Origin of the sequence: Embleya sp. AB8 (genome assembly GCF_049739465.1) — a bacterium.
Taxonomy (GTDB): Bacteria; Actinomycetota; Actinomycetes; order Streptomycetales; family Streptomycetaceae; genus Embleya.
Map to the genome: position 1 here is coordinate 141781 of NZ_JBMHHY010000019.1, position 24093 is coordinate 165873.

Annotated in this window: 23 protein-coding genes; 9 read left to right on the plus strand and 14 right to left on the minus strand. The window is 70.1% G+C overall.

Translation table 11 applies throughout. The features are described 5' to 3' along the window. Positions 1-77 precede the first annotated feature (77 nt). Positions 78-626 (minus strand): GNAT family N-acetyltransferase, encoded by a 549-nt coding sequence (locus tag ABIA38_RS27690; RefSeq protein WP_424641566.1) that lies wholly within the window; start codon positions 624-626, stop codon positions 78-80. Between the two features lie 294 nt (positions 627-920). Between ABIA38_RS27690 and ABIA38_RS27695 the strand changes: the two genes are divergently transcribed. Then, positions 921-2495, plus strand: coding sequence for a UvrD-helicase domain-containing protein (locus ABIA38_RS27695; protein WP_424641567.1), 1575 nt, complete (start codon positions 921-923; stop codon positions 2493-2495). Positions 2496-2699: 204 nt separating this feature from the next. On the opposite strand, the gene ABIA38_RS27700 is transcribed toward ABIA38_RS27695, so the two are convergent. Together ABIA38_RS27700 and ABIA38_RS27705 are read right to left on the minus strand one after the other, a co-directional pair. After that, a complete protein-coding gene (locus ABIA38_RS27700; RefSeq protein WP_424641568.1) occupies positions 2700-2954 on the minus strand; it encodes a hypothetical protein in 255 nt (84 codons plus the stop codon). A gap of 476 nt (positions 2955-3430) precedes the next feature. Next, positions 3431-4618, minus strand: a complete 1188-nt coding sequence (locus ABIA38_RS27705; protein WP_424641569.1) for a pyridoxal phosphate-dependent aminotransferase — start codon at positions 4616-4618, stop codon at positions 3431-3433. Positions 4619-4752: 134 nt separating this feature from the next. Here ABIA38_RS27705 and ABIA38_RS27710 point away from each other — a divergent pair, with 134 nt between their 5' ends. Continuing rightward, positions 4753-5502: a GntR family transcriptional regulator gene (locus ABIA38_RS27710; RefSeq protein ID WP_424641570.1), complete on the plus strand. Its 750-nt coding sequence runs from the start codon at positions 4753-4755 to the stop codon at positions 5500-5502. Positions 5503-5619: 117 nt separating this feature from the next. On the opposite strand, the gene ABIA38_RS27715 is transcribed toward ABIA38_RS27710, so the two are convergent. The 7 genes from ABIA38_RS27715 to ABIA38_RS27745 all read right to left on the minus strand — a co-directional run bounded on the left by ABIA38_RS27715 (position 5620) and on the right by ABIA38_RS27745 (position 15079). Next, positions 5620-7062, minus strand: coding sequence for a CoA-acylating methylmalonate-semialdehyde dehydrogenase (locus ABIA38_RS27715; RefSeq protein ID WP_424641571.1), 1443 nt, complete (start codon positions 7060-7062; stop codon positions 5620-5622). A 250-nt stretch (positions 7063-7312) separates the two neighbouring features. Beyond that, positions 7313-8107 (minus strand): SDR family NAD(P)-dependent oxidoreductase, encoded by a 795-nt coding sequence (locus tag ABIA38_RS27720; protein WP_424641572.1) that lies wholly within the window; start codon positions 8105-8107, stop codon positions 7313-7315. Further along, on the minus strand, positions 8104-9288 hold the full coding sequence (locus ABIA38_RS27725) for a glycine C-acetyltransferase (protein ID WP_424641573.1): 1185 nt from the start codon (positions 9286-9288) through the stop codon (positions 8104-8106). The genes ABIA38_RS27720 and ABIA38_RS27725 overlap by 4 nt, the downstream gene beginning before the upstream one ends. Before the next feature lie 25 nt (positions 9289-9313). Continuing rightward, positions 9314-9880, minus strand: coding sequence for a cysteine hydrolase family protein (locus ABIA38_RS27730; RefSeq protein WP_424641574.1), 567 nt, complete (start codon positions 9878-9880; stop codon positions 9314-9316). Continuing rightward, positions 9877-11211 carry an MFS transporter gene (locus tag ABIA38_RS27735; protein WP_424641575.1) on the minus strand — a complete coding sequence of 445 codons (1335 nt, stop codon included), beginning with the start codon at positions 11209-11211 and terminating at the stop codon, positions 9877-9879. Before ABIA38_RS27735 ends, ABIA38_RS27730 begins: the two co-directional genes overlap by 4 nt. Positions 11212-11288: 77 nt before the next feature. Further along, complete coding sequence (locus ABIA38_RS27740) at positions 11289-13004, minus strand: hydantoinase B/oxoprolinase family protein (protein ID WP_424641576.1); 1716 nt, start codon at positions 13002-13004, stop codon at positions 11289-11291. After that, complete coding sequence (locus ABIA38_RS27745) at positions 13001-15079, minus strand: hydantoinase/oxoprolinase family protein (protein ID WP_424641577.1); 2079 nt, start codon at positions 15077-15079, stop codon at positions 13001-13003. Before ABIA38_RS27745 ends, ABIA38_RS27740 begins: the two co-directional genes overlap by 4 nt. A gap of 333 nt (positions 15080-15412) precedes the next feature. Between ABIA38_RS27745 and ABIA38_RS27750 the strand changes: the two genes are divergently transcribed. The 7 genes from ABIA38_RS27750 (at position 15413) to ABIA38_RS27780 (ending at position 21225) form a co-directional block, all read left to right on the plus strand. Further along, positions 15413-15712 (plus strand): hypothetical protein, encoded by a 300-nt coding sequence (locus tag ABIA38_RS27750; protein WP_424641578.1) that lies wholly within the window; start codon positions 15413-15415, stop codon positions 15710-15712. Between the two features lie 625 nt (positions 15713-16337). Continuing rightward, on the plus strand, positions 16338-17288 hold the full coding sequence (locus ABIA38_RS27755) for a trypsin-like serine peptidase (RefSeq protein WP_424641579.1): 951 nt from the start codon (positions 16338-16340) through the stop codon (positions 17286-17288). Positions 17289-17506: 218 nt separating this feature from the next. Beyond that, a complete protein-coding gene (locus tag ABIA38_RS27760) occupies positions 17507-17761 on the plus strand; it encodes an acyl carrier protein (protein WP_424641580.1) in 255 nt (84 codons plus the stop codon). After that, positions 17758-18981 (plus strand): beta-ketoacyl-[acyl-carrier-protein] synthase family protein, encoded by a 1224-nt coding sequence (locus tag ABIA38_RS27765; RefSeq protein ID WP_424641581.1) that lies wholly within the window; start codon positions 17758-17760, stop codon positions 18979-18981. Before ABIA38_RS27760 ends, ABIA38_RS27765 begins: the two co-directional genes overlap by 4 nt. A gap of 34 nt (positions 18982-19015) precedes the next feature. Then, entirely contained in the window at positions 19016-20428 is a 1413-nt protein-coding gene (locus ABIA38_RS27770; protein WP_424641582.1) for a wax ester/triacylglycerol synthase domain-containing protein, read from the plus strand. 168 nt (positions 20429-20596) lie between these two features. Beyond that, positions 20597-20863: a hypothetical protein gene (locus ABIA38_RS27775; RefSeq protein ID WP_424641583.1), complete on the plus strand. Its 267-nt coding sequence runs from the start codon at positions 20597-20599 to the stop codon at positions 20861-20863. Further along, the gene (locus tag ABIA38_RS27780; protein ID WP_424641584.1) at positions 20860-21225 is read left to right on the plus strand and encodes a hypothetical protein; all 366 of its coding nucleotides are present in this window, start codon (positions 20860-20862) and stop codon (positions 21223-21225) included. Before ABIA38_RS27775 ends, ABIA38_RS27780 begins: the two co-directional genes overlap by 4 nt. Positions 21226-21517: 292 nt before the next feature. Here the strand turns inward: ABIA38_RS27780 and ABIA38_RS27785 are convergent, their stop codons facing one another. From ABIA38_RS27785 to ABIA38_RS27800, 4 genes are all read right to left on the minus strand, one after another. Beyond that, a complete protein-coding gene (locus ABIA38_RS27785) occupies positions 21518-21853 on the minus strand; it encodes a hypothetical protein (RefSeq protein WP_424641585.1) in 336 nt (111 codons plus the stop codon). Positions 21854-22222: 369 nt separating this feature from the next. Then, entirely contained in the window at positions 22223-22450 is a 228-nt protein-coding gene (locus tag ABIA38_RS27790) for a hypothetical protein (RefSeq protein ID WP_424641586.1), read from the minus strand. 330 nt (positions 22451-22780) lie between these two features. Then, on the minus strand, positions 22781-23101 hold the full coding sequence (locus tag ABIA38_RS27795; protein WP_424641587.1) for a hypothetical protein: 321 nt from the start codon (positions 23099-23101) through the stop codon (positions 22781-22783). Between the two features lie 275 nt (positions 23102-23376). After that, positions 23377-23946, minus strand: coding sequence for an RICIN domain-containing protein (locus ABIA38_RS27800; RefSeq protein WP_424641588.1), 570 nt, complete (start codon positions 23944-23946; stop codon positions 23377-23379). Positions 23947-24093 lie beyond the last annotated feature (147 nt).

Sequence of the window (24093 nt, forward strand, 5' to 3'; positions counted from 1 at the left end):
TCGAGCAGGCGAGGCCGGGGGCGGCATTCGGCATGCCCCGGGTGCCGACCGCGCAACCGGATACCGCGCCGGGTGACTCAGACCTCGGGAAGGGATGGATCGGGCGCCCAAGGGTTCGGTGCGGTGACGGCCCAGCGTTCGTGGTCCCGCCAGCCCCCGTCGATGTAGAGGTAGGCGGGCGAAAGCCCTTCGTGCCGGAAGCCCAGCCGCCGGACCAGGGCCAGGGATGCCGTGTTCTCCGGCTGAATGTTGGCCTCCAGCCGGTGGAGCCGCAGGTCGGTGAAGGCGTGCCGCAGGGTGACGGCGAGCCCTTCGGTCATGTACCCGTGCCCTGCGGATGGGGCGAAGGCCGCATACCCGAGGGACGCGCCCTGGTAGCGGCCCCGGATGATCGAGTTGATGTTGACCGTGCCGGCGGCCGCGCCGGTCTCCCGGACGCGGACCAGAAAGCCCAGGTTGCCGCCGTCGTCGAAGCGGTGCATCCAGGCCTGGAACTCCTCCGCGGTCGTGGGCAGTTGCATCCACGGCAGGTGCAGTTCGGAGCTGGCCTGCACGAGCGTGCAGAACTCGTCCTGGTCGGAGCGGGTGAGCGGGTGTAGTTCGACCCGTGACGGCATATTGATCATGGACCAACGTTAGGGGCTGCGAGCAGTGGACCGCCGAGTGGCCCACCTGCGGGACGATCTCGGCGTACGTCGTGTGCCGCCGTCGACAACGCGACGAAACCCGGGCGCGGATCGTGACCGCTCCACAGGCCCGGGCCGCCACCGAGGGCCCGACCACCCGCGATATTCCGGTCGACTCGCCCATCTCCCGTATCCGGGCTCCCGAACGTCCGAAATCGCGGACACCACCGGCGCCCGTGTGTAACCGTGTCGGCGCGCTGTGAAGGCGCACCCGCCCCGTAGAGGAGTGTGTCCATGCCCGCACCCACCGCCGAACAGGTCGCCGCCGTCGAGGCGTTCCGCACCGGAAACGACCTCGTCCTCCAGGCCGGGGCCGGAACGGGGAAGACGACCACGCTGTCGATGCTCGCCGCCGGCGACAACCGGCCGGGCAAGTACCTGGCGTTCAACCGCTCGATCGCCCAGGCCGCCAAACGTGTCTTCCCCCGGCAGGTCGACTGCCGCACCGCCCACTCCCTCGCGTTCAAGGGCGTCGGCGACAGGTACGCGCATCGCCTCAACAACAGCGCGCGCGTGCCGAGTTGGAAGACCGGGGCCGCGCTGGGCATCACGATGACGGTGAACCTGGGCACCCGCAAGGTCACCAACAAGGCCCTCTCCTACACCGCCCTGCAAACCGTCACCCGGTTCTGCCAGTCCGACGCCGACGAGATCGGCCGCCGGCACGTGCCGTTCCTGCGCGGCCTGGACCCGGACCTGCACACGAGCCTGATCGACCTCGTCCTGCCCTTCGCCCACAGGGCCTGGGCCGATATCCAGGACCCGGACGCGAGCCTGGTGCGCTTCACCCACGACCACTACCTCAAGATCTGGGCGCTGACCCGCCCCCACATCTCCGGCGGCTTCCTTCTCCTCGACGAGGCCCAGGACACCAACCCCGTCGTCGACCGGGTCTTCCTCGACCAGGCCGACCACGCGCAACTCGTCATGGTCGGCGACTCCGCCCAGGCCATCTACGGCTGGCGCGGCGCCCGCGACGTGATGAGCGACTTCGCCGCCACCCAACTCGGCCTGTCCCGCTCGTTCCGCTTCGGCCCCCGCCTGGCCGCCGAGGCGAACCGATGGCTGGCCATCGCCGACGCCCCGATCCGGCTCACCGGCACCGAGGCCCTCAACACCGAACTGGGCCCCGTCGAGCACCCCGACGCGATCCTGTGCCGCACCAACGCGGGTGCCATGGTCGAGGTCATGCGCCTGATCGAGGAGGGGAAGAGCGTCGGCCTGGTCGGTGGGGGGAGGCCGCTGCGGGCCCTGGCCGAGGCCGCCCGCGACCTCAAGGCGGGCCGCCGTACCTCGCACCACGAACTGTTCCTGTTCCAGTCCTGGGGCGAGGTCCAGGAGTACGCCGAGGACGACCCGCAGGGCCACGACCTCCTGCCCTTCGTCGAACTCATCGACGACAAGGGGCCCGAGGCGGTGACAACCGCGGTCGACCGGCTCACCGACGAGCAGTGCGCCGAGATCGTCGTCTCCACCGCGCACAAGTCCAAGGGCCGCGAATGGAACACCGTCCGCATCTCCGAGGACTTCGCCGAATGCGAACCCGAGGACGTCGAGGAGGACGACGGCCGGATCTACGCCGGCGAGATCCTCGACACCGAGGCCCGGCTCGCCTACGTCGCCGTCACCCGCGCGCAACACCGCCTCGACATCGGCGGCCTGGCCTGGATCGACCGACACCCCGACGGCAACAGCAACCAGTCGGCCCCGCCCCCGGCCGATCCGTCCGGCACTTCGGGCTGGGACACCCTCGGGCCGAGCCCCGTCCAACCGAGCGTCGGGTGGTCGGCGACAGCATGGGAATCGTAAACCGTGCCCCCACCGATACAACCCGGCCGGGCCGAATCTCGGTGTTTCCAATGTCGTTCGCTCCACGCGACGAAATGTCGTTCGCTCCACGCGGCGAGGGGACGGATGTCTCCGCCCCCTCGCCTCCGATGCACGCTTCAGCCGTCCCCCGCATTCATGACGGCCGACGCGTCGGGTGTCGAGCGAGTCGACGTGTGTCGACCTTTAGCAGACGTAATCCTTGTAGCCCGCAGGGTGCGGCCCGCTGTAGTTGTAGAAAGTGATCTCGTACTGCCCGTAGCCCTTGCTGTTGGGCGCCGTGTAGATGTTGTAGCGGACCTGCCGGTAGTAGCCGCCGGGAACGTCGTTGACGTCCACGGACGGGCAGCCCTCCCCGCTGAGATCCCGGGGCCCGTAGTTGGCCGCGGCGACCTTGGCGGAACCGGAATTGTCGACGGCCGAGGCCGTTCCGGCGTTCATGCCGAGGAGCAGTGCCCCTCCGACGACAGCGGTGGCCGCGACGTGCGCGAGTTTACGCATTCGTCTGTTTTCCTTTCGATTTCAGGCGTGACAAGACATTCGTGATCGACACTTTGCTGGCTCTGCGTCGATCGGAATCGATCATCCTGCGCCCTTCCTCGGACAGTCAATGGTCTGGACCAAATTCGATCACGTCAAATGTCGTGGCATCGAAATGCGCCACTCATGGGCGATTTCGAGACTCGACGCCGTCGTCTTTCCGGCAATGCGTGGCTCAAAATCGCCGTCCACCACGAGTCGCCGGACATACGTCCGGTCAGTCCGCATCGGGCCGGATGCGGAGTGCTGTCGGCCGCCCGGACGTTCAGTTGCGGCGGCATGGCTGGGGGTGGTTCCCGGGCAGCCGCCCTCGATCGGTCGTGCCGAAGTACGGCTACGAGCGCCGCCCCCGGGACCGACGCCCGGATCGGCGTCGGTCAGCGGTGGCGTGACGAGGACTCCCGGTACGACTGCGCCAGGGCCTGGATCAGGTCGCGGAGGACTTGCTCGTCCGAGCCGATGGTGAGTCGGACATGTGTGTCGGGGGCGTGCAGATCGGCGCCGCGGATGGTCGGAATGCCGTTTCGCCAGAGCGCGTGGTCGATCTCGGCGGGCGTGTCGCCGAGGGGGGAACAGTCCACGAGCAGGAAGGCGCCGGCCGCGGGACGCGCGGGTTCGGCGAGGCCGATCTCGGCTATGCCGTCGCAGACCAGGTCGCGCTTCGCCTGGTAGGTGGACAGTGCCCGGTCGAGCCAGTCCCGAGGCCCGGTGAGAGCGGCGGTCGCGGCCCGCTGGGGCACCACTCCGCAGCACACCGCCTCCCATTGGAAGCGGCGCTCGATCGCTTCGATGATCGACGGCGGGGCCAGCACGTAGCCGACGCGCCAGCTCGCGAGGGCGTAGTACTTGCTGAGGCTGGTGACGGTGACCAGGTGCGGCCAACGCTCGGAAAAGGCTTCCACCGGCTGGTACTTGTTGCCGTCGAAGGTGAAGTGTTGCCACGAGTCGTCCGAGATGACGAGCAGTCCGTGGCGGGCCGCGAAGTCGGCCACCGCCGCGATTGTCGCGGCGTCGGGCAGGTAGCCCGTGGGGTTGTTCGGATTGCACACGAGCACGGCGCGGCTGCGGGAGGTGACGGCCGCTTCGAGGTCGTCGATGTCCAGCGCCCATCCGTCCCTTTCCCGGGACGGGACGTAGGTCGGCTTCGCACCGGCCTCGCGGATGGCTCCGTCGAAGAAGAACGTCGGGGTCGGCACGATCACCTCGTCGCCCGGCGCAAGTACCGTGCGCAGCACCAGGGACAGGCCCTGCATCGCGCCGTGGGTGATCAGCAGGCGACGCTCGGGATCGATGCGTAGGCCGTGTTCGCGTTCGAGTTCGGCGGCGATCGCGGCCCGCAGTTCGGCGAGGCCGCGGCTGTCGCGCGGGTCCGGCTCGTCCATCGCCCGCACGACCGCTTGCCTGACGTGTTCCGGCATGGGCAGGACCGGGGCTCCCACGAGCGGAAGGACCCGCACGCCCTCACGTGCGGCCCGCGCCGCGCGGGCGCGCATGCTCATCGCGCCCATCGTCGGGAGGTCGGTTGCGGACGGCAGATTCCAGGAATCCGAGGTGAACTGCGGCATTTGATCGGCTCATTTCGTGTTGGGATACCAGATTCTTTAATCCATATTTCAGAAATCCTGCACGAGGGCGCTCTGCCGTATCAACTCTGCGCAGGTGGTACGCTGAAAAAGTGCATAAAGATAATTCGGTGATCATGGGAATGCCTCATATCCCCGCACTGCTGTTGGTCGGCACGGAAGAGGCCGGCCTCGACCGCACCAACCAGGCATACCGGGCGATCAGACGCCAGCTCATCGACCTGACGTTGTCGCCCGGCAGCAGCTTCACCGAAACGTCGCTGGCCCGGCAGTGGGACATCAGCAAGACGCCGGTCCGCGAGGCACTTGCCCGGTTGCGACGCGACGGGCTCGTGGTGGCGCTGCCCCGCGCGGGCTACGTGGTCAGCCCGATCACGCTCCAGGACACCGACGACCTCTGCGGATTGCGCACGCTGCTGTCCGGCGAGGCCGCCGCCGCGGCGGCGCGCCGCGGCGTCGACGCGCCCGCGCTCGACCGGCTCGAAGTGTTGTCCCAGGCCCACTTCGCGCTCGCGGCGGGTGAGGTGGGCCAGGAGGACGCCCTGCGCGCCGCCATCGAGTTCGAGGCCGTGATCGCCAACTCCGGCGGCAACAACCGTCTCGCCAAGGCGATCGTCGACGTACTCGACGAACTGGAGCGGGTCTTGCGGATGGCCGCGTTGATCGCCCCGAACGTCGCGAGCCCGCCCGGAGAGCTGGCGGCCATTTTCGACGGGCTGCGCGCGCGGGATGTGAACGCCACCCACGAGGCGATGCGCAACCGGTGCGAGCGGGTACATCGTGACGTGCTCCAAGTCCTCGCCAGGAGCGCCTCGATCAGCAGGGCGCCCATCGCGATGCCGGCGTCGCCGCTTCCGCCGGCCTAGTGCCGCGCCCGGCGGGGCACCAGTACCGGTCCGGGGGATCCCGGCGCAGCAGCCGAAGATCCCCCGGAGCGGACCGGACCGGACCGGAGCCGGCCGGCAGTCGGCCCGCCGCAGCGGTCACACCGCGGTCGGGAAGTGCAGGTCGGTGCCGTGCGCCGAGCCGTCGTCGGTCTCCTCGGGCCAGCGGCTGGTGACGGCCTTCGCGCGCGTGTAGAACGCGACACCCTCGGGACCGTGCATGTGATGGGCGCCGAACAACGACTGCTTCCAGCCACCGAACGAGTGGAATGCCATGGGCACCGGAATCGGGACGTTCACGCCGATCATGCCGACCTGCACCGAGCGGTGGAAGACGCGCGCCGTCCGGCCGCTGGAGGTGAAGATCGCCGTGCCATTGGCCCAGTTGTTGGCGTTGACGAGATCGATCGCCTCCTGGAGCGACCCGACGCGGACGACGACGAGCACCGGGCCGAAGATCTCGTCGCGGTAGACATCCATCTCGGGCGTGACCCGGTCGAACAGCGTGGGGCCGACGAAGAAACCATCACCGGGGACGTCGAGTTCGCGCCCGTCGAGCACGAGTTCGGCGCCCGCGTCGAGGCCGGCAGCGATCGAGTCGCTGATCCGTTCGAGCGCCTCCCGCGACACGACCGGGCCCATCTCGGACCCGACCTCGAGGCCCGGCCCGACCTTGATCGCCCGAGCCTTCGCACGCACGCGCTCGACGAGTGGCTCGGCCACGTCGCCGACCGCGACCGCGACCGATATCGCCATACAGCGCTGCCCCGCCGAGCCGTACGCGCCCGCCACCAACTGGTCGGCGGCGAGGTCGAGATCGGCGTCGGGCAACACCACGGCGTGGTTCTTGGCGCCGCCGAGCGCCTGCACACGCTTGCCGCTCGCCGCCGCGCGCTCGTGTACGTACCGCGCGATCGGTGTCGAGCCGACGAACGACACCGCGGCGATGTCCGGGTGGTCGAGGATCGCCTCGACCGCCGTCTTGTCGCCGTGGACGACGTTGAACACGCCGTCGGGCAGGCCGGCTTCGGCATAGAGCTCGGCGACGAGGTTGGACACCGACGGGTCACGCTCGGAGGGCTTGAGCACGAACGTGTTGCCGGTCGCGATCGCGATCGGGTGCATCCACATCGGGACCATCGCGGGGAAGTTGAACGGCGTGATCCCGGCGCAGACGCCGAGCGGCTGCCGGAAGGTGAAGAGGTCGACATCGGCGGAGACCTGGTCGGAGTACTCACCCTTGAGCAGATGCGGGATTCCGCAGGCGAAATCGATCACCTCCAGACCGCGAACGACCTCGCCCTTGGCGTCCTCGAAGACTTTGCCGTGCTCGGCCGAGACGATGCGCGCGAGGTCGTCGGCGTGCTTGTCGACGAGGTCGCGGAAGGCGAACATCAACCGCGACCGGCGGATGACGGACGTGTCGCTCCAGTCCGCCAGGGCGGCCCGCGCCGCCTGCACCGCGGCGTCGACGTCGGCGGCCTCGGCCAGCACCACGTCGGCCTGGCGCTCGCCGGTCGCGGGGTTCCACACCGGAGCCATGCGGCTCGACGCGCCGTCGGTCTCGCGGCCGCCGATTCGGTGCCGGATCGTCCTGACTGTCCCGGTCCCGGTCCCGGTCCTTGTCCCTGTCCCTGTGCCTGTGCTCACGGACTGCTCGCTTTCTTGTGGCCGTACCGCGTTGGCCGGCCGTGCCTCGTATGCCCGATGTCGCTTGTTCCGCTTGCGCTACTTGCGCTGCTTATGTCACTTGTGTCGCTTGTCTCGCTTACGTCGCGTACGTGTTGCCAGGTCAGACGATCAAGTCGCCACCGTTGATGTCGACGGCCGCGCCGGTGATGTACGCCGCCCGGTCGGAGGCGAGGAAGGCGACCAACTCGGCGACTTCCCAGGGCTGTCCGACGCGGGGCACCGGGAACGACCGGGTCACCTGGTCGAGTGACCCTTCGGGCAGCAGGCCGCGGGCCATCGGGGTGTCGATCAGCCCCGGGCAGACGGCGTTCACCGTTACCCCGTCGGGTCCATATGCCTTGGCCAGATGCCGGGTGAGCCCCAGGACGCCGTGTTTCGCCGTCGTGTAGTGCGCGCCGGCGGCGGTGCTGATGGTCTTGCCGGCGGTGGAGGAGAAGTTGACGATCCTCCCCCAGCCGCCGGCGCGCATCGCGGGAAGCGCTTGTTGGCAACACAGGAACGTCCCGTGCACGTTGACCGCGAGCACCCGATTCCACTCGGCCTCGGCGATGTCCTCGAACGCGGTCGGCGGCGCGATGCCCGCGGCGTTGACCAGGATGTCGAGTCGCGCCTGCTCCTTCGTCAACGAGGCGAACGTGTGCCGAACCCGGTCGCCGTCGGTGACGTCCACCGCGACCGACCGCACCCGGTCGACCGGGACGGCCAGCATCGACGCCAACTCCTCGCGCCCCGGCGCGGTGCGATCGAACACCGCGACCGTCGCCCCGCGACGGGCCAGGGCGTGCGCGGTGGCCAGCCCCATCCCGCTCGCGCCGCCGGTCACCACCGCGACCCGGCCTTCGAGTTCGCGGCTGTCGGCGCTGGTGGGGGCGTGCAGCCCCGCGCCGGCGGTCATCGGCCCACCAGGACCGAGCGCGCCCGACCGAAGGCGGCTGCCGCATGTTCGAGTTGGTCGGCCGTATGCGCGGCCGAGACCTGCACGCGGATCCGTTCCTCGCCGACCGGGACGACCGGATGCGACAGTGCGAAGACCAGGACACCGTCGCGGCGCAGCGCTGCCGCCACGTCACGCGCCGCGGAGCCTTCGCGCAACATCACGGGGATGATCGGGTGTTCCCCCGGCGGCACGTCGTAGCCGAGGTCGCGCAGCGCACCCCGGAGCCAGGTCGTCTTGGCGGCCAGGCGTTCCCGCAGGTCGGGGCGTGCTCGCGCGATCCGGATCGCGGTCAGCGCCGCGACGGCCAGTGTGGGGGCCATCGCGTTGGTGAAGATGTACGGACGCGAGACCTGGCGCAGCGTCTCCACGATCGCCCGGGGACCGGCGACGAAGCCGCCGGCGCCGCCGCCCAGCGCCTTGCCGAGCGTGCCGGTCAGCACGTCGACGCGGCCGGCGAGTCCGAAGTGCTCGGCGGTGCCCGCGCCGGTGGCGCCCAGGACACCGGTGGCGTGCGAGTCGTCGACCACGAGCACCGCGTCGTAGCGCTGGGCCAGCTCGGACAGTTGCGGCAGCGCGGCGATGTCGCCGTCCATGCTGAAGACGCCGTCGGTGACGATGAGCCGGTGGCGCGCGTGCGCGCTCTCCGCGAGGCGGCGTTCGAGCTCGTCCAGGTCGGCGTGCGCGAAGACATGCCGTTCGGCCCGGGACAGACGGATCCCGTCGATCAGGCTCGCGTGGTTGAGCGCGTCGCTGAGGACTACGTCCTGCGGACCGAGCAGGGCGTCGAAGAGCCCGAGGTTGGCGTCGAAGCACGAGCCGTAGAGCACCGCGTCGTCGGCGCCGACCAGTTCGGCGATGGCTGCCTCGAGTTCGCCGTGCACCGCCCGGGTGCCGCAGAGCACGCGCCCGGCGCTGACCCCCAGGCCCATCTCGCGCAGCGCCCGCTGCGCCGCGTCGAGGACGTCGGGGTGCTCGGCGAGCCCGAGGTAGTCGTTGGCGGCGAAGTTCACGAGTGTCTCGCCGTCCACTCCGAGTGTCGGTCCCTGGGGGCTCGAGACCACGAGGTCGCGGCGCAGCCCGGTGGTCACCGAGCGTTGGTCGAGTTCCGTGCGGAGCCGGTGCAGCAAAGTGACGTTCACGCTTCCCGTCCCATTCCTTACGTCGTCAAGAAGAGCACTCGGCCGGTTCCGGATGCCAGGCGGCGCAGGACACGACCTCGAAGCCGCGGCTGGGGAAGACGGTGTCCATGAAGAAGTCGTGCATGCGCTGGTCGCCGTCGGCGCAGCCGTCGCGCAGCACGGTCACCCGGTAGCCGCGATCGGCCGCGTCGTAGGCCGTGGCGGCGACCATGGCGCTGGTGGCCACTCCGGCGATCGCGAGGGTGTCGACGCCGCGGGCCCGCAGCACGAGGTCGAGGTCGGTGCCGGCGAAGGCACCGGCGCGGCGCTTGCGCACCACGACGTCCTGGTCGGCGATCGGCAGATCGATCTCGGGTCCGGTGCTGCCCTCGTGGAATGCGTCCCCGGCTTGGTGGAAGGAGCGCAGCAGTGTGTTGCCCGGCGGAAGGTCGGCCCCGTTGCCGCGGAACGCGAAGTGCACGAACACGACGAGGGCTCCGGCAGCCCTGGCCCGCGGCGCGAGTTCGGTGAGCTGCGGCAGGACCTGCCTGGCGAATGGATACCTGCTGGTGATGCCTTGCTGGACATCGCCGATGAGCAATGCGGTGGTCACGACGACAAGCTCCCGTCGAGCCGCTCCATCCGGCGCCCCGCGGTGAGCAGGAAGGCCAGTCCGGCGGCCATGATGATTGCGATGGTGAGTAGTGCGTAGGTGAAACTGCCGGTCCAGGTGGCGATGTAGCCGGTGAGGTAGGGGCCGACGAAGCCGCTGATGTTGCTGACGGAATTGATCAGCGCGATTCCGGAGACGGCCGCGGCGCCGGTCAGGCCGGTCGCCGGTATCCGCCAGAACTGGGGCATCGCGGTGATGATCCCGGCGACGCTCAGACAGACGGCGAGGACGAACAGCGTGCCGCTGCCGGCGAACGTCGCCAGGAGCAGGCCCACCACACCGACGACCAGCGGCACCGCGGTGGCGGTGACCGCGGTGGTGCGGGCGGCGAAGCGGGCCCAGGCGAGCATGGCGAGCACGGCCACCGCGTACGGGATGGCGGACAGCAGCACGCTTCTGACATCGCCGGCATGCCCGGGGTTGTCCGAGATGGATTCGATCATGGTGGGAAGGAAGAATGCCAGTGGATAGAGCCCGAACGCGATCGCGAACCACGACACGGCCATCGCCCATACCCGACCGCTGCGCAGCACCTCGCGCATTCCGGTGAGCGCGCCGTGGGCGCGCTGTTCGGCGGCCTCGGCGGCGAGGGCGTGCTCGATGGCCTGCTTTTCCTCGTCGTCCAGCCAGTTCGCGTCGCGGGGGCGGTCGGGCAGGAAGGCGAAGATCACGATGCCGACGAGGAGCGTGAGCCCGCCCTCGACGAGGAACAGCGCCCGCCAGCCGGGGATGCCGAGCCATCTCTCGCCCTGCGCGAGCAGTGCGGCGGCCAGGGGCGATCCGACGACCGAGGACACCGGGATCATCAGCATGAAGCTCGACAGTGCCCAGGAACGTTGCCGGCGGGGGAACCAGAAGGTGAGGTAGAGCAGGATCCCGGCGGCCAGGCCGGCTTCGGCGAAGCCGAGCAGGATCCGCGCGATGAACAGCGTGGCCGCCGAGTTCACGGCCGCGGTCGCGGCGGTGACCAGTCCCCAGGTGACCATGATCCGGGTGATCCAGATCCGCGCGCCGAACCGGGTCAGCATGAGGTTGCTCGGTACTTCGACGAGCACGTAGCCGATGAAGAACAATCCTGCGGCGAAGCCGAGTTGGGTGTGGCTCAGGTGCAGGTCGCGGGACATGGGGGCGGCGATGTAACCGATGTTGGCGCGGTCGATATAGCTCGCCACGTACGCGAGGCCGACCAGTGGAATGATCCGCATGCCGACCTTGCGCCAGGTGCGGGGCGCGACGGTGGTGTCCGGGGTGGTTGCGACGGTCGAGCTCATCGGCAGTCCAATCGGTCAGTGGTGCGGTGGGAATCTCCGTGCTGTCGGGGGTGTGGGCTCGCGTTTCTCGTCCGGCTTCAGGGCGCCTGGCCGCGCAGTGCGGCGGTGGCGCTCGCGTCGATCAGTTGCTCGTCGGTGATCACGACGCCGTAGTCCCGTTCGGCTCCTGCGCGGGTGACCTTGCCGTCGCGGACGTCTTCGAGGACACGTTCCGCGGCGCGTTCGAAGGGGCTGCCGTGCCCTCCCCCGCCGGCGGTGACGTGGCGGTGCCGGGTTCCGGCGGTCATCACGAAGTGCGGTTTGGAGTCCAGGACGCGCTCGTCGGGTGTGCCGGGGTCGAGCACGTTGAGCGAGGGTGTTCCCGGTGCGCCGCCGGCCAGTCCGTAGGGCAGGAACTTGCGCCGGTCGGACCTGATCTGCACGGTGGCCTCGGGCGCCAGGAGCGTCATGTCCCGGAAGGTCGCCAGGCCGCCGCGCCAGCGGCCCGCGCCGCCGCTGTCGGGGAGGTAGCCGTAGCCGTCGATGCGCAGGTGGCCGGACCGTTCCAGTTCCTCGACGGGGGTGTTGGTCAGGTTGGCGCCCAGCGAGCTGATCCCGTCCACGCCGTCGCGGTCGGGGCGGGCGCCCCACGCTCCGGCCAACGGGTCCCACAGCACCACGGATTCGCCGTCCGCCGCGACGACGCCGATCGCGATCCCGTCGGGTCCGCCCTCGCCGGCGGCGGGCACGCGGGTGGGGAACACCGGGGCGAGCGCGCCGAGGACCGCGTCGATGATCCGGAAGCCCACCAGGCCGCGGGCGCCGCGGGCGGAGGGACGCCGCCCGTTCAGGATGGAGGCTTCCGGGATGACGAACGTGAACGGCCGGTAGAAGCCGCTGTTGGCGGGGATGTCCGCGGCGAGGACACCCTGGAGGGCGGCGTAGGAGGCGGATCGGGTGAACGAGGCCGTCGCGTTGAGCGCGGAGGCGACCTGCGGTGCGGAGCCGGTGAAGTCGAGTTCGATGCCGGCCTTCGACAAGGTGGCCCCGACCCGGATCGGGATGGGTCCGGTGCCGAGGCCGTCGTCGTCGATGTGGTCGGTGAATTCGTAAGTGCCCGGGACGGCTTCGGCCAGCGCGTTGCGCAGCAGCGTCTCCGAGTAGTCGAGCAACTCGTCGACGAGGGCGGCGAGGCCGTCGGCGCCGTGCCGTGCGGCGAGTTCGCGCAGACCTTCGGCCCCGGTGTGGCAGGCCGCCAGCTGGGATTCGAGGTCACCGCGCAGCAGTTCGGGTTCGCGGACGTTGCGCAGGATCAACTGCAGGAAGGTCTCGTTCACGACGCCGGCCTCGACCAGGCGCGACGGCGGGATCTGTACACCTTCGGCGAAGATGCTCGTCGACTGCACGGCCATGGAGCCGGCCGCCCAGCCGCCGACGTCGGTGTGGTTGACGACCGTGACCGCGAACCCCAGGAGCACGTCCCCGGTGAACACCGGGGCGACGGCGAAGATGTCCGGCAGGTGCATGCCGCCCCGGGACGGGTCGTTGAGCAGGTAGATGTCGCCCGGCCGGATGCCGTCGCCGAACTCGGCCAGGATCTCTTCCATCGCGTCCGGGATGGATCCCAGGTGCACGGGCAGGGTGTTGGCCTGGGCGATCACCCTGCCGTGCGCGTCGCACAGGGCGGCGGAGAAGTCCATGCTGGACGCGACGAGCTGTGAGTGCGCCGTGCGCAGGATGGTGATCGCCATCTCGTCGGCGAGCCCGGTCACCGCGTTGCGGAAGACCTCGAACGTCACGGCGTCGCGGATCATTCGGCACTCCAGGTGATGACGATGTTGTTGAAGTGGTCGCGGTGCACCCGCGCGCCGGGTGGGACGAGCGTGGTGGCGTCCATGTCCTCGATGATCATCGGTCCGTCGACGGGCTCGGTGCCGAGGGCGGAGCGTCCGATGACGGGGGTGGGCACGGTCTCGGCGAACCGGCAGGTACGGGTGCCGGCCGGGCGTTCCGCGACCGCGGGCAGGCTCAGCACGTCCGCGATGGACACCGGGGTGCGGACCCGGCCGCGTACGCGCAGGTTGACCAGCTCCACCAGCTCGTCGGTGCCGGCCCGGCCGTAGGTGCGTTCGTGCTCGGCGTGGAATCGGGCGCGCACCTCGGCGAGCAGGTCGTCGGTGAGGTCGCCGTCGGGCACCGGTATGCGCAGTTCGAATCGTTGGCCGCGGTAGCGCATGTCGAGCAGCCGGTCCACGACGGCGTCCGCCCCCAGCTGCGCGCGCACCGTCGCGGCGAGTCGGGCGAACTCCGCGTCGAGCCCGCTCACCTCGGCGAACTCGGGCCGGTAGGGGGCGAGTTCGTGGCGTTCGGTGTCGGCGACGAGCAGGCCCAGGCTGCTGAACAGGCCCGGGTACACCGGCACGATCACGGTGGAGATGCCGAGCTCGCGGGCCAGCGCGGCGGCGTAGAGCGGACCGGCGCCGCCGAAGGCGACCATGGTGGCCCGGCGCGGGTCCCGGCCGCGTTCGCTGGTCACCGCCTTGACCGCGGTCGTCATGTTCGAGACCGCCACCTGGTACGCGCCGCGCGCGACGTCCGGCACCTCACCACCGAGTCGCTCGGCGACCGACGACAGCGTCTTCGCGGCCAACTCGGGGTGGATCGGCACACTGCCGCCGGCGAGGGCCTGCGGGCTGAGGTATCCGAGCGTCACGTTGGCGTCGGTCAGGGTCGGCAGCTCACCACCGAGGCCGTAGCAGGCCGGGCCGGGTAGCGACCCGGCGCTGGCCGGCCCCACATGCAGGGCGCCCGCCGCGTCGACGGAGATGATGCTGCCGCCGCCGGAGCCGACCTCGGCGATGTCGATCGAGGGTGCCCGCACCGGATACCCGGCGCCGGAGGCGAGGCCGCGGGCGACATTCATCCCGCCGCCGACCTCGTAGTCGGCCGAGACGAACGGCTCGCCGTGCTCGATCAGGGACGCCTTGGCCGTGGTCCCGCCCATGTCGAACGCGACCACGTTGGACAGGCCGATCAGCTGCGCGAGCTTTTGCACGGCGGTGACGCCGGCGGCCGGACCGGACTCGATGATCTGCACCGGCCGCATCGCGACCGAGGCCGCGTCCAGCAGTCCCCCGCTGGATTGCATGACCAGCAGCGGCGCACTGACCCGCACGGCCCGCAACTCCGCCGCCAGGCGGGTGAGGTAGCCGTGCACGGCCGGGCCGACGTAGGCGTTGACCGTCGCGGTGCTCGTGCGCTCGAACTCGTGCGGCAGCGCGGAGACGTCGACCGACGCGGTGACGTAGACCCCGGGCAGCTCGGCGCGCAGCAGGTCGGCGACGCGCCGCTCCTCGTCGGGGCGGACGTAGGAGTTGATCAGGCACACGGCCACCGCGCGGATGTCGTCCGCGCGCAGCCGCGTGGCCAGCGTGCGGATCTCGTCGTCGGCGGCCGGCGGTGCCAGGCGTCCGTCGGCGGTGATCCGCTGGTCGAGTTCGTAGCGATGCCGACGTCGGGCCAGCGGCTCGGGCTTGGACCAGGACAGGTCGTAGAGCACCGGCCGGCGCAGCCGCCCGAGTTCGAGCACGTCGCGGAAGCCGCGGGTGGTGACCACCGCGGTGCGTACGCCGCTCATCGCCAGGATCGTGTTGGTGGCCACGGTCGTGCCGTGCAGCATCGCGGTCACGGCTTCCGGCCGGGCCCCGACCGAGGACAGCAGGTCGGTGGTCGCCGCCACCACGCCCGCGCCGTAGTCGGGCGGGGTGGACAGGACCTTCATCGGGACGACTTCGCCGGCCGGGCCCAGCGCGATGACGTCGGTGAAGGTACCGCCGATGTCGGCGCCGACTCGCCAGCCGGCCGGTCGAGGATCGTGACGGGGAGCCACTGGGATCTCCTTCGGTGAACCGGGAATTGGGATGACAGTAATAGCTCATTAAGATATCAACAAGCCTCCAGTGAAGTTTTCTGTTGGCATGCGTGACGTGGGACAGACACCCGTGTGGTGCGCGTGACCAGCCGTGTCCGTAAGCAACGAGCGAGTCACGCGCCCTTGCCGAGTCGGCGCCCGGCCACACCGCCGGTACATCGGATTTCTCCGGGACGACGACGTGCCGTCCGTGGCCGTGAACCCATCCCGCCGATCGTCCGTGTAGATGACGGAAGGCATCCAGGGCTCCGTCCACCGGCGGGCCCTTCCGGAATCAGGAGGCGATCGACGATGACGTCAAGTTCCACGAGGCTGACCCGAGGCGGACTGTTCGTGGCCGGCCTGGCCGCCGCCCTGTTGTCCGCCGCCGCACCGGCGATGGCGAGCGGAACGACGCTGTACTGCGGCGCGGGCATGGGCTCGACGGCCGACATCGCGCTCCGGGCCGCGATCGACGACGCCCAGGGCACGGCCCACACCGACGGCCGCTACTCCTGCACGCCGGCCGCGGCACCACAGATCTCCGAGGTCTTCGACGACCCGTACCGCGGCCACGTCTTCTACGCGAGCGTGACCATGAACTGCAGCTAGTGCCGGGCGCGGCACTGGGTTCTGCCCTTCGAAGTCCCAGCGGGCAAAGCCGTCCGGGTCGAGTTGTTCGGCGGTGAAGGCGCTCTCGGGGACCGTCGGCACACAACGCGGCATCGTACGGATCACGAGCCGTCCATACCGCCGCCGCACATCCAGGGTGGCCGGCCACCGCCTGGTCGTCGTGGCCACACCCCTGCGCTCACGCGCGAAGCCGTCGTCGTCCACCTCCACGTCGATCGGGCCCGGAGCCGGCAAGCCGAAAACGCGCAACGAGATTGTCTTGAACGTCGGTTGGCGCCCTGAAAGCCTGAGTCGGGAAGCGCGGCGGCGCGGCCGGTGATCGTGCCGGGGGCGATCGTCGTCGACCGGCGAGCCCACCAGGGGGAGCGGGATGACCTTGCCGGCCTGAGGCCGTATCCCAGGCCTCACCACCGAGATCCCGTCCCGTCCCAGGTTCCGCTGTTCCGGTCTCCTCCCGTCGGCGGCCCGCAATGATCCCGTGCGGCGCGCGCGGTAGGAGCCGGGCGCCAGGTGGGAGAGGCTGACCTCGATCGAGCAAACCGCGATCCGCAGCGCCGACTTGGTGAGCCGCCACACCCACCCGAATACATCAAAAGGGGAATCGATGTTACTTCGGATCAACGTCATCAGGCATGCCGCAGCGGTCGCGGCCGCCCTGCTGCTGGGCGCCGGGCTCACCCCGACCGCCTCCGCCGCAGCACCGGCCGCAGGCAATCCGGCCGCAGACCGGCTCGGCGCCTACTGGAGCGCGGCCCGAATGGCGGCCGCGCTGCCCGGCGGTACCGAACGCGGCGCACCGAGCGCCGTGGACGGGCCCCGACCCGGCGAGTGGATCCCGCCGAGTCGGAGCTTCGACGGCATCCCGCAGGCGGGGACGTTCTTCTGGACCGACGCCAACGGCACCGGCCGCACCTGCAGCGGTTCCGTGGTGCGCAGCCCCGGCCACGACCTGGTACTGAGCGCGGGGCACTGTCTCAAGGGATACTCCGGCTCCTCCCCCAAACGGCATCTGGGGTTCGTTCCCCGATACCACGACGGGCTCAAGCCGTTCGGCATCTTCCCGATCAAGAACAACGGCGTCTATGTCGCGCAGGAGTACTACGACCTGGGTACACACGCGGGGGCCGCGTACGACTTCGGGTTCGCGGTGACCGAGCCCAACGGGGACGGCAGGCGCCTGGAGGACGTGACGGGCGGGGTGCAACTGCTCAGCGACACCGGGTACTTCCACGTTCCGGTACGGATGATCGGATATCCGGGCGGTGCGCCGAAACCGCTGGAGTGTTGGAGCTGGACCACCAGGTGGGCCGGCGACGATCCTGCCGAGCCGGGCACCTTCCCACGCATCGCGTGTGACGGCTTCGTGGGCGGGACCAGTGGCGGACCCATGCTGGTGCCGTGGCCGGGCGGCTGGGCGGTGGTCGGGGTGATCGGCGGCTACCACACTGGCGGCAACACCCCCCAGGTGTCCTACAGCGCCTACTTCGGCACCGCCACCCGGGCCCTGTACCGCGCAGCGATCACCGGCGCACCACCCGCGGGCCCGGCCTCCTGAGTCCGGACTCGACATCTGTGCGGCGGCCGGCCACCGGGCAACCCGTCGACTTCGCCACTGGGAAACGTCGCAGCAAACCCATCATCACATTGTGTTACTATTCGATTACTGTCAGCTTCCATCCTGTGAGTCAGCTTCCATCCTGTGAGTTGGGCCGACGCTCTCGTCCAACGCCTCACTCGGCTGCCGCCCCGACCACATCGAGGTGTTGGGAACGTATGAGTACAAGCAGGGAAACGATGTTCGCGGAACTGCGGGACGTCCTGGTCGAGAAATTGAGGATCCCGCCCGAGGAGATCACACCGGCGGTCTCGGGTCTGCATCTGGGCCTGGACTCGTTGGCCGTCGTGGAGTTGTCGACGGCCCTGCACAAGCGCTGCGGCGTCCGCGTACCGGCCCAGGACCTGTTCGCCGCCACGAACCTGATGGACATCGTCGACCTGTTGCAGGCACGGACGGCAGCGACCCGATGAGGGGTTCCGGCAACGTCGCCGTGACGGGAATCGGCCTGGTCACACCGGCCGGGATCGGCGTGGGAACCAACTGGGACACCGTGTGCGCCGGCCGCGGCACCGGTGCCCTCGACCCGGCGCTGGACACGCTGCCCGTGCGGATCTCGTGTCGCGTGCCGGACTTCGACGCGAAGGCCCTGCTCGGCGGCCCTGCGGCCCATCGACTCGACCGCGCGACCCAGTTCGCGCTGATCGCCGCACGCGAGGCCCTCGCCGACGCCGAACTGACACCCCATGCCTGGGCGGGCGCCCGCGTGGGCGTGGTGATCGGAACGGGCCACGGCGGCTGCGGAAGTCTGGAACGCGAACACCGGGTCCTCCTCGAGGACGGACCCGACAAGGTCTCGCCCTTCCTGCACCCCCGGCAACTGCCGAACATGGCGGCCGGCGCCATCGCGACGGACTGCGGCGCGCGGGGACCCAACCTCGCCGTTGCCACCGCCTGCGCATCGGGTGCCACCGCCATCGGAACCGCCCGCGACCTCCTGCTCCTTGGCCGCTGCGACGTGGTCATCGCCGGGGCCTGCGAAGCTCCCATCACGCCCCTGACCATCGCGGGATTCGCGCGCCTGGGCGCACTGTCCAGCCGGTCCTGCGCCCCGGAACACGCGTCGAGCCCGTTCGACGTCGACCGGGACGGGTTCGTCGCCGCAGAGGGGGCAGCGGTCCTGGTCCTGGAGCGCACCGGGCACGCCGCAGCCCGCGGCGCCCGGGTCCGCGCCCACGTGGCGGGATACGGCGCCAGCGCCGACGCCCACCATCCCACCGCACCCCACCCCCAGGGCCGCGGACTGGCGGCGGCGATCCGCGACGCCCTGCGCGACGCCGACGCGAGCCCCTCGGACGTCTCCCACGTCAACGCCCACGGCACCGCAACCCCCGCCAACGACCGCATCGAGGCCGCCGTCGTGGCCCGCGCCTACCCCAACGGGCCGATCGTGACCTCGACCAAGGGGGTGACCGGCCACCTGCTCGGCGCCGCCGGCGCCGTCGAGGCCGTCTACACGGTCCTGGCCGTCCAACACGCACTCGTGCCGCCCACGGCCAATCTGACCCGGCTCGACCCCCACGTGCAGGCACACATCGCCACACGCTGCGTCTCCACCAAGATCTCCCTCGCCACGACTCACTCGATGGGCTTCGGTGGACAAAACGCCGTGCTCGTCATCACCACCCCCTGAACGCCCACACCCCCGCGCTCACCCCTGGGACACCATGCCTGCCGCCGTACGCACCGACCACGTACGCACCGACCACGTACGCCCCGACACCCGCCGCAACGGCATCGAAGCAGTCCTCGACGCCCTCGCCCGGAAAGCCCCCCGGGACTCGCACCTGCACAACACGCACGTACTGCTGCTCAAGGGAAGGGCCCCCACCCTGGCCCTGGTTCGCGACCACGTACGAACGCGCGCGCCGAACGTGCCCGCCCTCGGTTGTGTCGCGCGCGGCGGCCGATGGACGACCTCGTCCGCGTTCGAGGCGGCCGATCATGTCCACGAACTCGTCCTCGACGACCGGACCGGCGGCCACGACCTGCTGGCGAGCGCCCTCCTCGACGGTGACCTGCCCGTACACGCCCCACGCTGGGGCCTGTGGCTCGTCCATGGATACGCCGACGACGAATACGCCCTGTGCTACCGCTCCCACCACGGCTTCCAGGACGCCTCCGCCTCCCAGTCCTGCATCCGCGGACTCTTCGGCGCACCCGCCCCCGACAACGACGCACCACCCATGCGCCCGCGCCTGAGCCCGAAGGCGGCGGCCCGCGTGACACGTGACCTCGCGCACGCCTTCCTCCCCACCGGTCGCCCGCCGCGCCTCCCCGCCGGCGGCGACGGGGCACGCGCCATCGCCCGCGCCCGGGTGGACCTGACCCGGCTGCACGCGGTCGCCTGCGCCGCGGGGGTCAGCATCAACGACGTCCACCTCGCCCTCAGCGCCGCCGCCGTCCACGCCTGGATCCGCTGGGCGAACCCGGATCGGCGCACTCTGTACGCATGCGTGCCCCTGGACACCCGCCTGCGCGGCAAGACCGAGACGGGCGTCGGCAACAAACTCGGGATGATCCGGGTCCCGCTGCACGACGGGGAAGAGGTCACCGCCGAAAGCCTGACCGCGACGGCAACCTCCGCGGCGGACACCCGCGCACCCGAGTACCGCGCCACAGCGCGCCGCATGCTCGAACTCGTGCCCGGCCCCGTCGGCCGCTGGGCCACGCACCATCTCCTGCGCCCCGCACACACCGCCATGATCAACTCCCGCGTCGCCTACCCCCGGGGACTGTCCTTCGCCGACACCCCCGTCCACGACGCGTTCGTGGTCCCGTCCCTGTTCCCCGGGCACCTGTGCTTCATCACCCTCTCCAGCCACGGGAGCAACGCACACGTCGCGTTCGTGACCGACGCGCGACGCCCCGCCCTGGACCGAACCATCCGACACTGGCAGGCATGCCTCGACGCACTCGAAGCCGAACTCGGCCTGCGCACCCCCGAATCACCACCCGCACCCCATCCCCACCCCACGCGGCCGGCCCCCGCCACCACCGCACGCCCGACGCCACACGGCAGCGACGCCCAGACCTCGACGGCGACCGCTCACCACCCCCGCGCGGCGGATCCTCGGTAACCGCCGCGAGTTCCTCCATGGCGCTCGCGCGCCGCCAACCGCGCCGGCCGGTGGGCCTCGGTCCTCGACGCGGACCATCGGAGAAATGGCTCCGTCCTCGATCCTGGCGGCCCGGCCATCCCAGCAATTGCTAGGCACCGGTACCAAAGGGTAGCTAGGGTGGTGGGCATGGCTAACAAGCAGACGAACATCCGGCTGGACGAGGCCGTCAAAGCCGCCGCCGAGGAGCGGGCCAAGCGTCGTGGCCTGAGCCTGCAGGGGTACGTGGCCGATCTGATCGAGCAGGACGTGAACGAGTCACGCGCCGCGTTCATGGCCGGCGCCGCAACGTTCCTGGCGGCGTACACCGACCGGTTCGAGGCCGAGTTCGGCGAGGACCGCTACCCGGGTCTCCCGGCGGGGCCGGCGCGGACCGCGCCGAGGAATGCCGCGTGAACCTGCGGATCGACCTCGCGTGGATCCTGGCGGTGGCCCAGCAGATCCCCGGGGACCCCCAAGTCGTCGACTACGGCGTGCCGATCGCGGCGGAGGCACGACACCGCGCGGAAATCCTGGACCACGAGGTCTACCCCGAGCCCCATCACAAAGCCGCGGCACTGCTGTGCGAGCTGGCCGGGAACCCCAGCCTCGAGGTGCGAAACCTGCTGTTCGCGGCCACGGTGACCGCGGCGTACCTGGCCGCGTGCGGCCTCCCGGTAAGCCCCGGCCTGGACACCGTTCTCCCCTTGGCCCGCGCGGCACGAGAGGGCCTCCCGGTACGGGAGGTCGCCACTCGACTCAAAACCTGGACAAGTTGATCCACCCGCCACGAACGCCCACGACCCTCGGTCGGCGTGCGTACCCGCCCGGTCGAGGACCGTCACCCGGCCGGCCGGCGCGCCGGCTGCCGTGTTCGAGTGCTTCGGGCAAGGAACGCGACCGGACGACCACCGCGGACGAGAGCCTCTCGGTCGCCTTCTCGGCGCCATCGAGTCGGCCGGTCGCAACGTGGTCTTTCGGTGCAACGGCGAAGGGCTCGGACACCCCGTGAGGGTGTCCGAGCCCTTCGCCGTGCCCGGCCAACTCCCGCTGGTGGCGGGCCCGGTGCTTTCAGCCCAGGGAGATCGGGTCGGTGCCGAAGGTCCACAGGCTTCCGGACTGCGCAAAGACCTGGATGGCGTCCCTGCCGAAGTCGTAGCCACCGATCTCGTCGCATTGACCAGGCGCGAGGCTGGGGGTGATGTAACCGTTGTACGTAATATTGTCGCCGGTCTGCGCGTCCTTGATCCACAAGTAGAAGCGGTTTGCCGAACTCTGGTAGTTGCACAGCCTGGCACTCACATATGGGTAGAGGGCCCGCGTGTGCCAGCCCGTGATTTCCACGCCGTGCCCGGAATTGGAGTCGGTCCCGGTCGCGGCGGACGCGCTCCCCGACCCGAGCGCCACCCCCGTGACGGCCAGTGCGGTCGCCGCGGCCAGCGGCTCGACGCCCCAGCTTGAACTGCATGTCTCCCCCTTCGGTCGTACGAACGATCCGGTGCAAGCAAGCCACGCAAGCCACAGCGGATTTCCCCGGGCCGGTTGACGTATGGTCCCGGTGTGCTGACGACACTAGGCGTCGGTCCGTTGCGGAGCACGAATCCCACGCAAGTCCGTACAACCGCCGCGCGGATCTCGCCCAACCTCTCGTCGTTGCGGTCGTGAACTCGCAGGCGTACCACGGCGGATCGCGCGGGACCGCGGGGGCTCACCGCACCGACACCCGTTTCGGCGAGCGGGTCCCGTCGTTGACTGCGCGCGTGCCGGGGCGCGTCGTCAGAGGTGATGGACGGCGGACGTATGCGCCCAGTGCCAGTTGACGGGTGACCACTGCTTTTTGAGAGCGGTGCGTTGCTTGGCGTAGGCGCGCAGTGCCTGTTCGACGGCTGGTGCGAGGTCGGTGAGGTCGTCGGGGACGGGCACGCGCAGGATGAGGTGCTGCTTGGAGTGGACCAGCAGCAGGTCGCCGGCGGGTGAACAGGCGGAAAGGGTGAAGTGGGTCAAGGGTTTGACCGGCTCCTGCTTCAACCTGGCCGCCGACCCGCACCGAGGCCGCGCCTTCCACCTCAACCGCTACGGCCTGTAGACCGACGACGTTGGCCGGCAGACTGCCGTAGTTCCAGACCCCATATTCGGTGGTTACGCACAGCAGGCGGCCCGAGGGCGTGACGCTGATCGAGCTGGCAAAGGCATCACCCGGCGTGAATTTCTCGAAGAGGCGCCGGTCCTTCGAGTCGTAGGTGGCAAGCACCCGGCTGAGGTCGGGCGCAATCAGGGTGGTCGAGTCCGGGCGGGCGCTGACGGCCAGGGTGCCATCCGGCAGCACGCACAGCGTCATGTCGCCGCCGTCGGCCACGGCCGAGTCGTTCTTGTCGCCGCGGGACGGCAGCACACCGCGCCGGCCGACACCTCGCCGGCCGCGGTGTACCGGGTGATGATCCGGTAGCCGAAGTTGGCGATCGACGGGTCCTGTTCGTCCTTGGCCACGCCGTAGGCGTACCGATGTACCGCGTACAGGGCGTACACATCCCCGTTCGGCGCGGCCACGACGTCGTCGGCTCGGACGCCCCAGCCCTTGGAGTAGGGCGCCGTCAAGTCGATGCGATGACTGTTCACCAATGTGCCCGGCAGGGCCAGCGGAAACGTCTGGATCATGCCCGTCATTCTGCGTGCAGGCGCCAACAGTCCACGCACCGGCTACGTCCGGCCACCTCGCCGACCGCGAACGCCGCGAACTCGCCTGCTACCTCGAGGAGTTCCGGACCCGTGACCGGTGAGGCCGGCTGAATCCCGACCCGGCAGGGCCGCGTCCGCGAATCCACGCGGCCCTGCCGGGAGTTCCCGGCCGAGTTGCCATCTACGGACGGGCTGCGTACCGATCGGTACAGCTCTTCTCGCCGTAGGTTCGCCCGGCCGTGACCCGGCCTCGGTCAGCCGCCCTGGAGATAGAACTCCTGGTTGGCCGCGCCGGCCACGCAGGTCCACTGCTGGAGCGTTACCCAGTCGTCCGACGACCAGCCGGGGACGTCGATACACATGCCGGTGGCCTTGTTGGCCACCCGGTAGGAGCCGGCGGTCGCGGCCTGGAGCTGCCACTGCTGAGCATCGCCGGCGTTGCAGTACCACTGATACAGGGGTACTCCGTTGCCGCCCCAGCCGTTCTGTGGCTGGATGCACTTGTGGCTGTTCTGGCCCTCGATCTCGAAGTAGCCGTTGCCCAAGTCCGCGAAGAGGAACTTCGAGGCCGGGGTGTGGTCGCAGTGGTACTGCTGGATCCACGCACCGGCGTCGGACGAGTCGTTTTTGACGTCGACGCACTTGCCGCTGTTGCGGTTGTGCATCTCGTCCCAGAAGGACGCGGCCGGCTGCGCTCCGGCGGCTCGCCGGGAGCCGTCCGGCGAGTGCCCCGCAGCGTGCGCCGGGGCGGCGACGCCGGCAGCCACGGCCAGCGTGGTGGCGGCAAGGAACACGGACGGTCGGACCAGAGAACGCATGCTCATACTTCCTCCGGAATACGGTACGAACGGCGACGCGGTCGCGTCAGCATGAGCCTGCCCGTCCGCAGCGGGTCACGGGAAGGCCACCGGGCACGAACTTTCGCTGCGCCGAACGACGGGGCACCGACGGCGAAGACGCGGACCGCCGGC

Bases quoted from the DNA above. Each gene is read 5' to 3' on its own strand.
- ABIA38_RS27690 (WP_424641566.1), bottom strand. From the start codon at position 626: ATGATCAATATGCCGTCACGGGTCGAACTACACCCGCTCACCCGCTCC.
- ABIA38_RS27750 (WP_424641578.1), top strand. From the start codon at position 15,413: ATGACGTCAAGTTCCACGAGGCTGACCCGAGGCGGACTGTTCGTGGCC.
- ABIA38_RS27760 (WP_424641580.1), top strand. From the start codon at position 17,507: ATGAGTACAAGCAGGGAAACGATGTTCGCGGAACTGCGGGACGTCCTG.
- ABIA38_RS27720 (WP_424641572.1), bottom strand. From the start codon at position 8,107: ATGACCGCCGGCGCGGGGCTGCACGCCCCCACCAGCGCCGACAGCCGC.
- ABIA38_RS27770 (WP_424641582.1), top strand. From the start codon at position 19,016: ATGCCTGCCGCCGTACGCACCGACCACGTACGCACCGACCACGTACGC.
- ABIA38_RS27795 (WP_424641587.1), bottom strand. From the start codon at position 23,101: ATGATCCAGACGTTTCCGCTGGCCCTGCCGGGCACATTGGTGAACAGT.
- ABIA38_RS27705 (WP_424641569.1), bottom strand. From the start codon at position 4,618: ATGCCGCAGTTCACCTCGGATTCCTGGAATCTGCCGTCCGCAACCGAC.
- ABIA38_RS27735 (WP_424641575.1), bottom strand. From the start codon at position 11,211: ATGAGCTCGACCGTCGCAACCACCCCGGACACCACCGTCGCGCCCCGC.
- ABIA38_RS27715 (WP_424641571.1), bottom strand. From the start codon at position 7,062: ATGGCTCCGGTGTGGAACCCCGCGACCGGCGAGCGCCAGGCCGACGTG.
- ABIA38_RS27765 (WP_424641581.1), top strand. From the start codon at position 17,758: ATGAGGGGTTCCGGCAACGTCGCCGTGACGGGAATCGGCCTGGTCACA.
- ABIA38_RS27800 (WP_424641588.1), bottom strand. From the start codon at position 23,946: ATGAGCATGCGTTCTCTGGTCCGACCGTCCGTGTTCCTTGCCGCCACC.
- ABIA38_RS27775 (WP_424641583.1), top strand. From the start codon at position 20,597: ATGGCTAACAAGCAGACGAACATCCGGCTGGACGAGGCCGTCAAAGCC.
- ABIA38_RS27700 (WP_424641568.1), bottom strand. From the start codon at position 2,954: ATGAACGCCGGAACGGCCTCGGCCGTCGACAATTCCGGTTCCGCCAAG.
- ABIA38_RS27695 (WP_424641567.1), top strand. From the start codon at position 921: ATGCCCGCACCCACCGCCGAACAGGTCGCCGCCGTCGAGGCGTTCCGC.
- ABIA38_RS27710 (WP_424641570.1), top strand. From the start codon at position 4,753: ATGGGAATGCCTCATATCCCCGCACTGCTGTTGGTCGGCACGGAAGAG.
- ABIA38_RS27740 (WP_424641576.1), bottom strand. From the start codon at position 13,004: ATGATCCGCGACGCCGTGACGTTCGAGGTCTTCCGCAACGCGGTGACC.
- ABIA38_RS27755 (WP_424641579.1), top strand. From the start codon at position 16,338: ATGTTACTTCGGATCAACGTCATCAGGCATGCCGCAGCGGTCGCGGCC.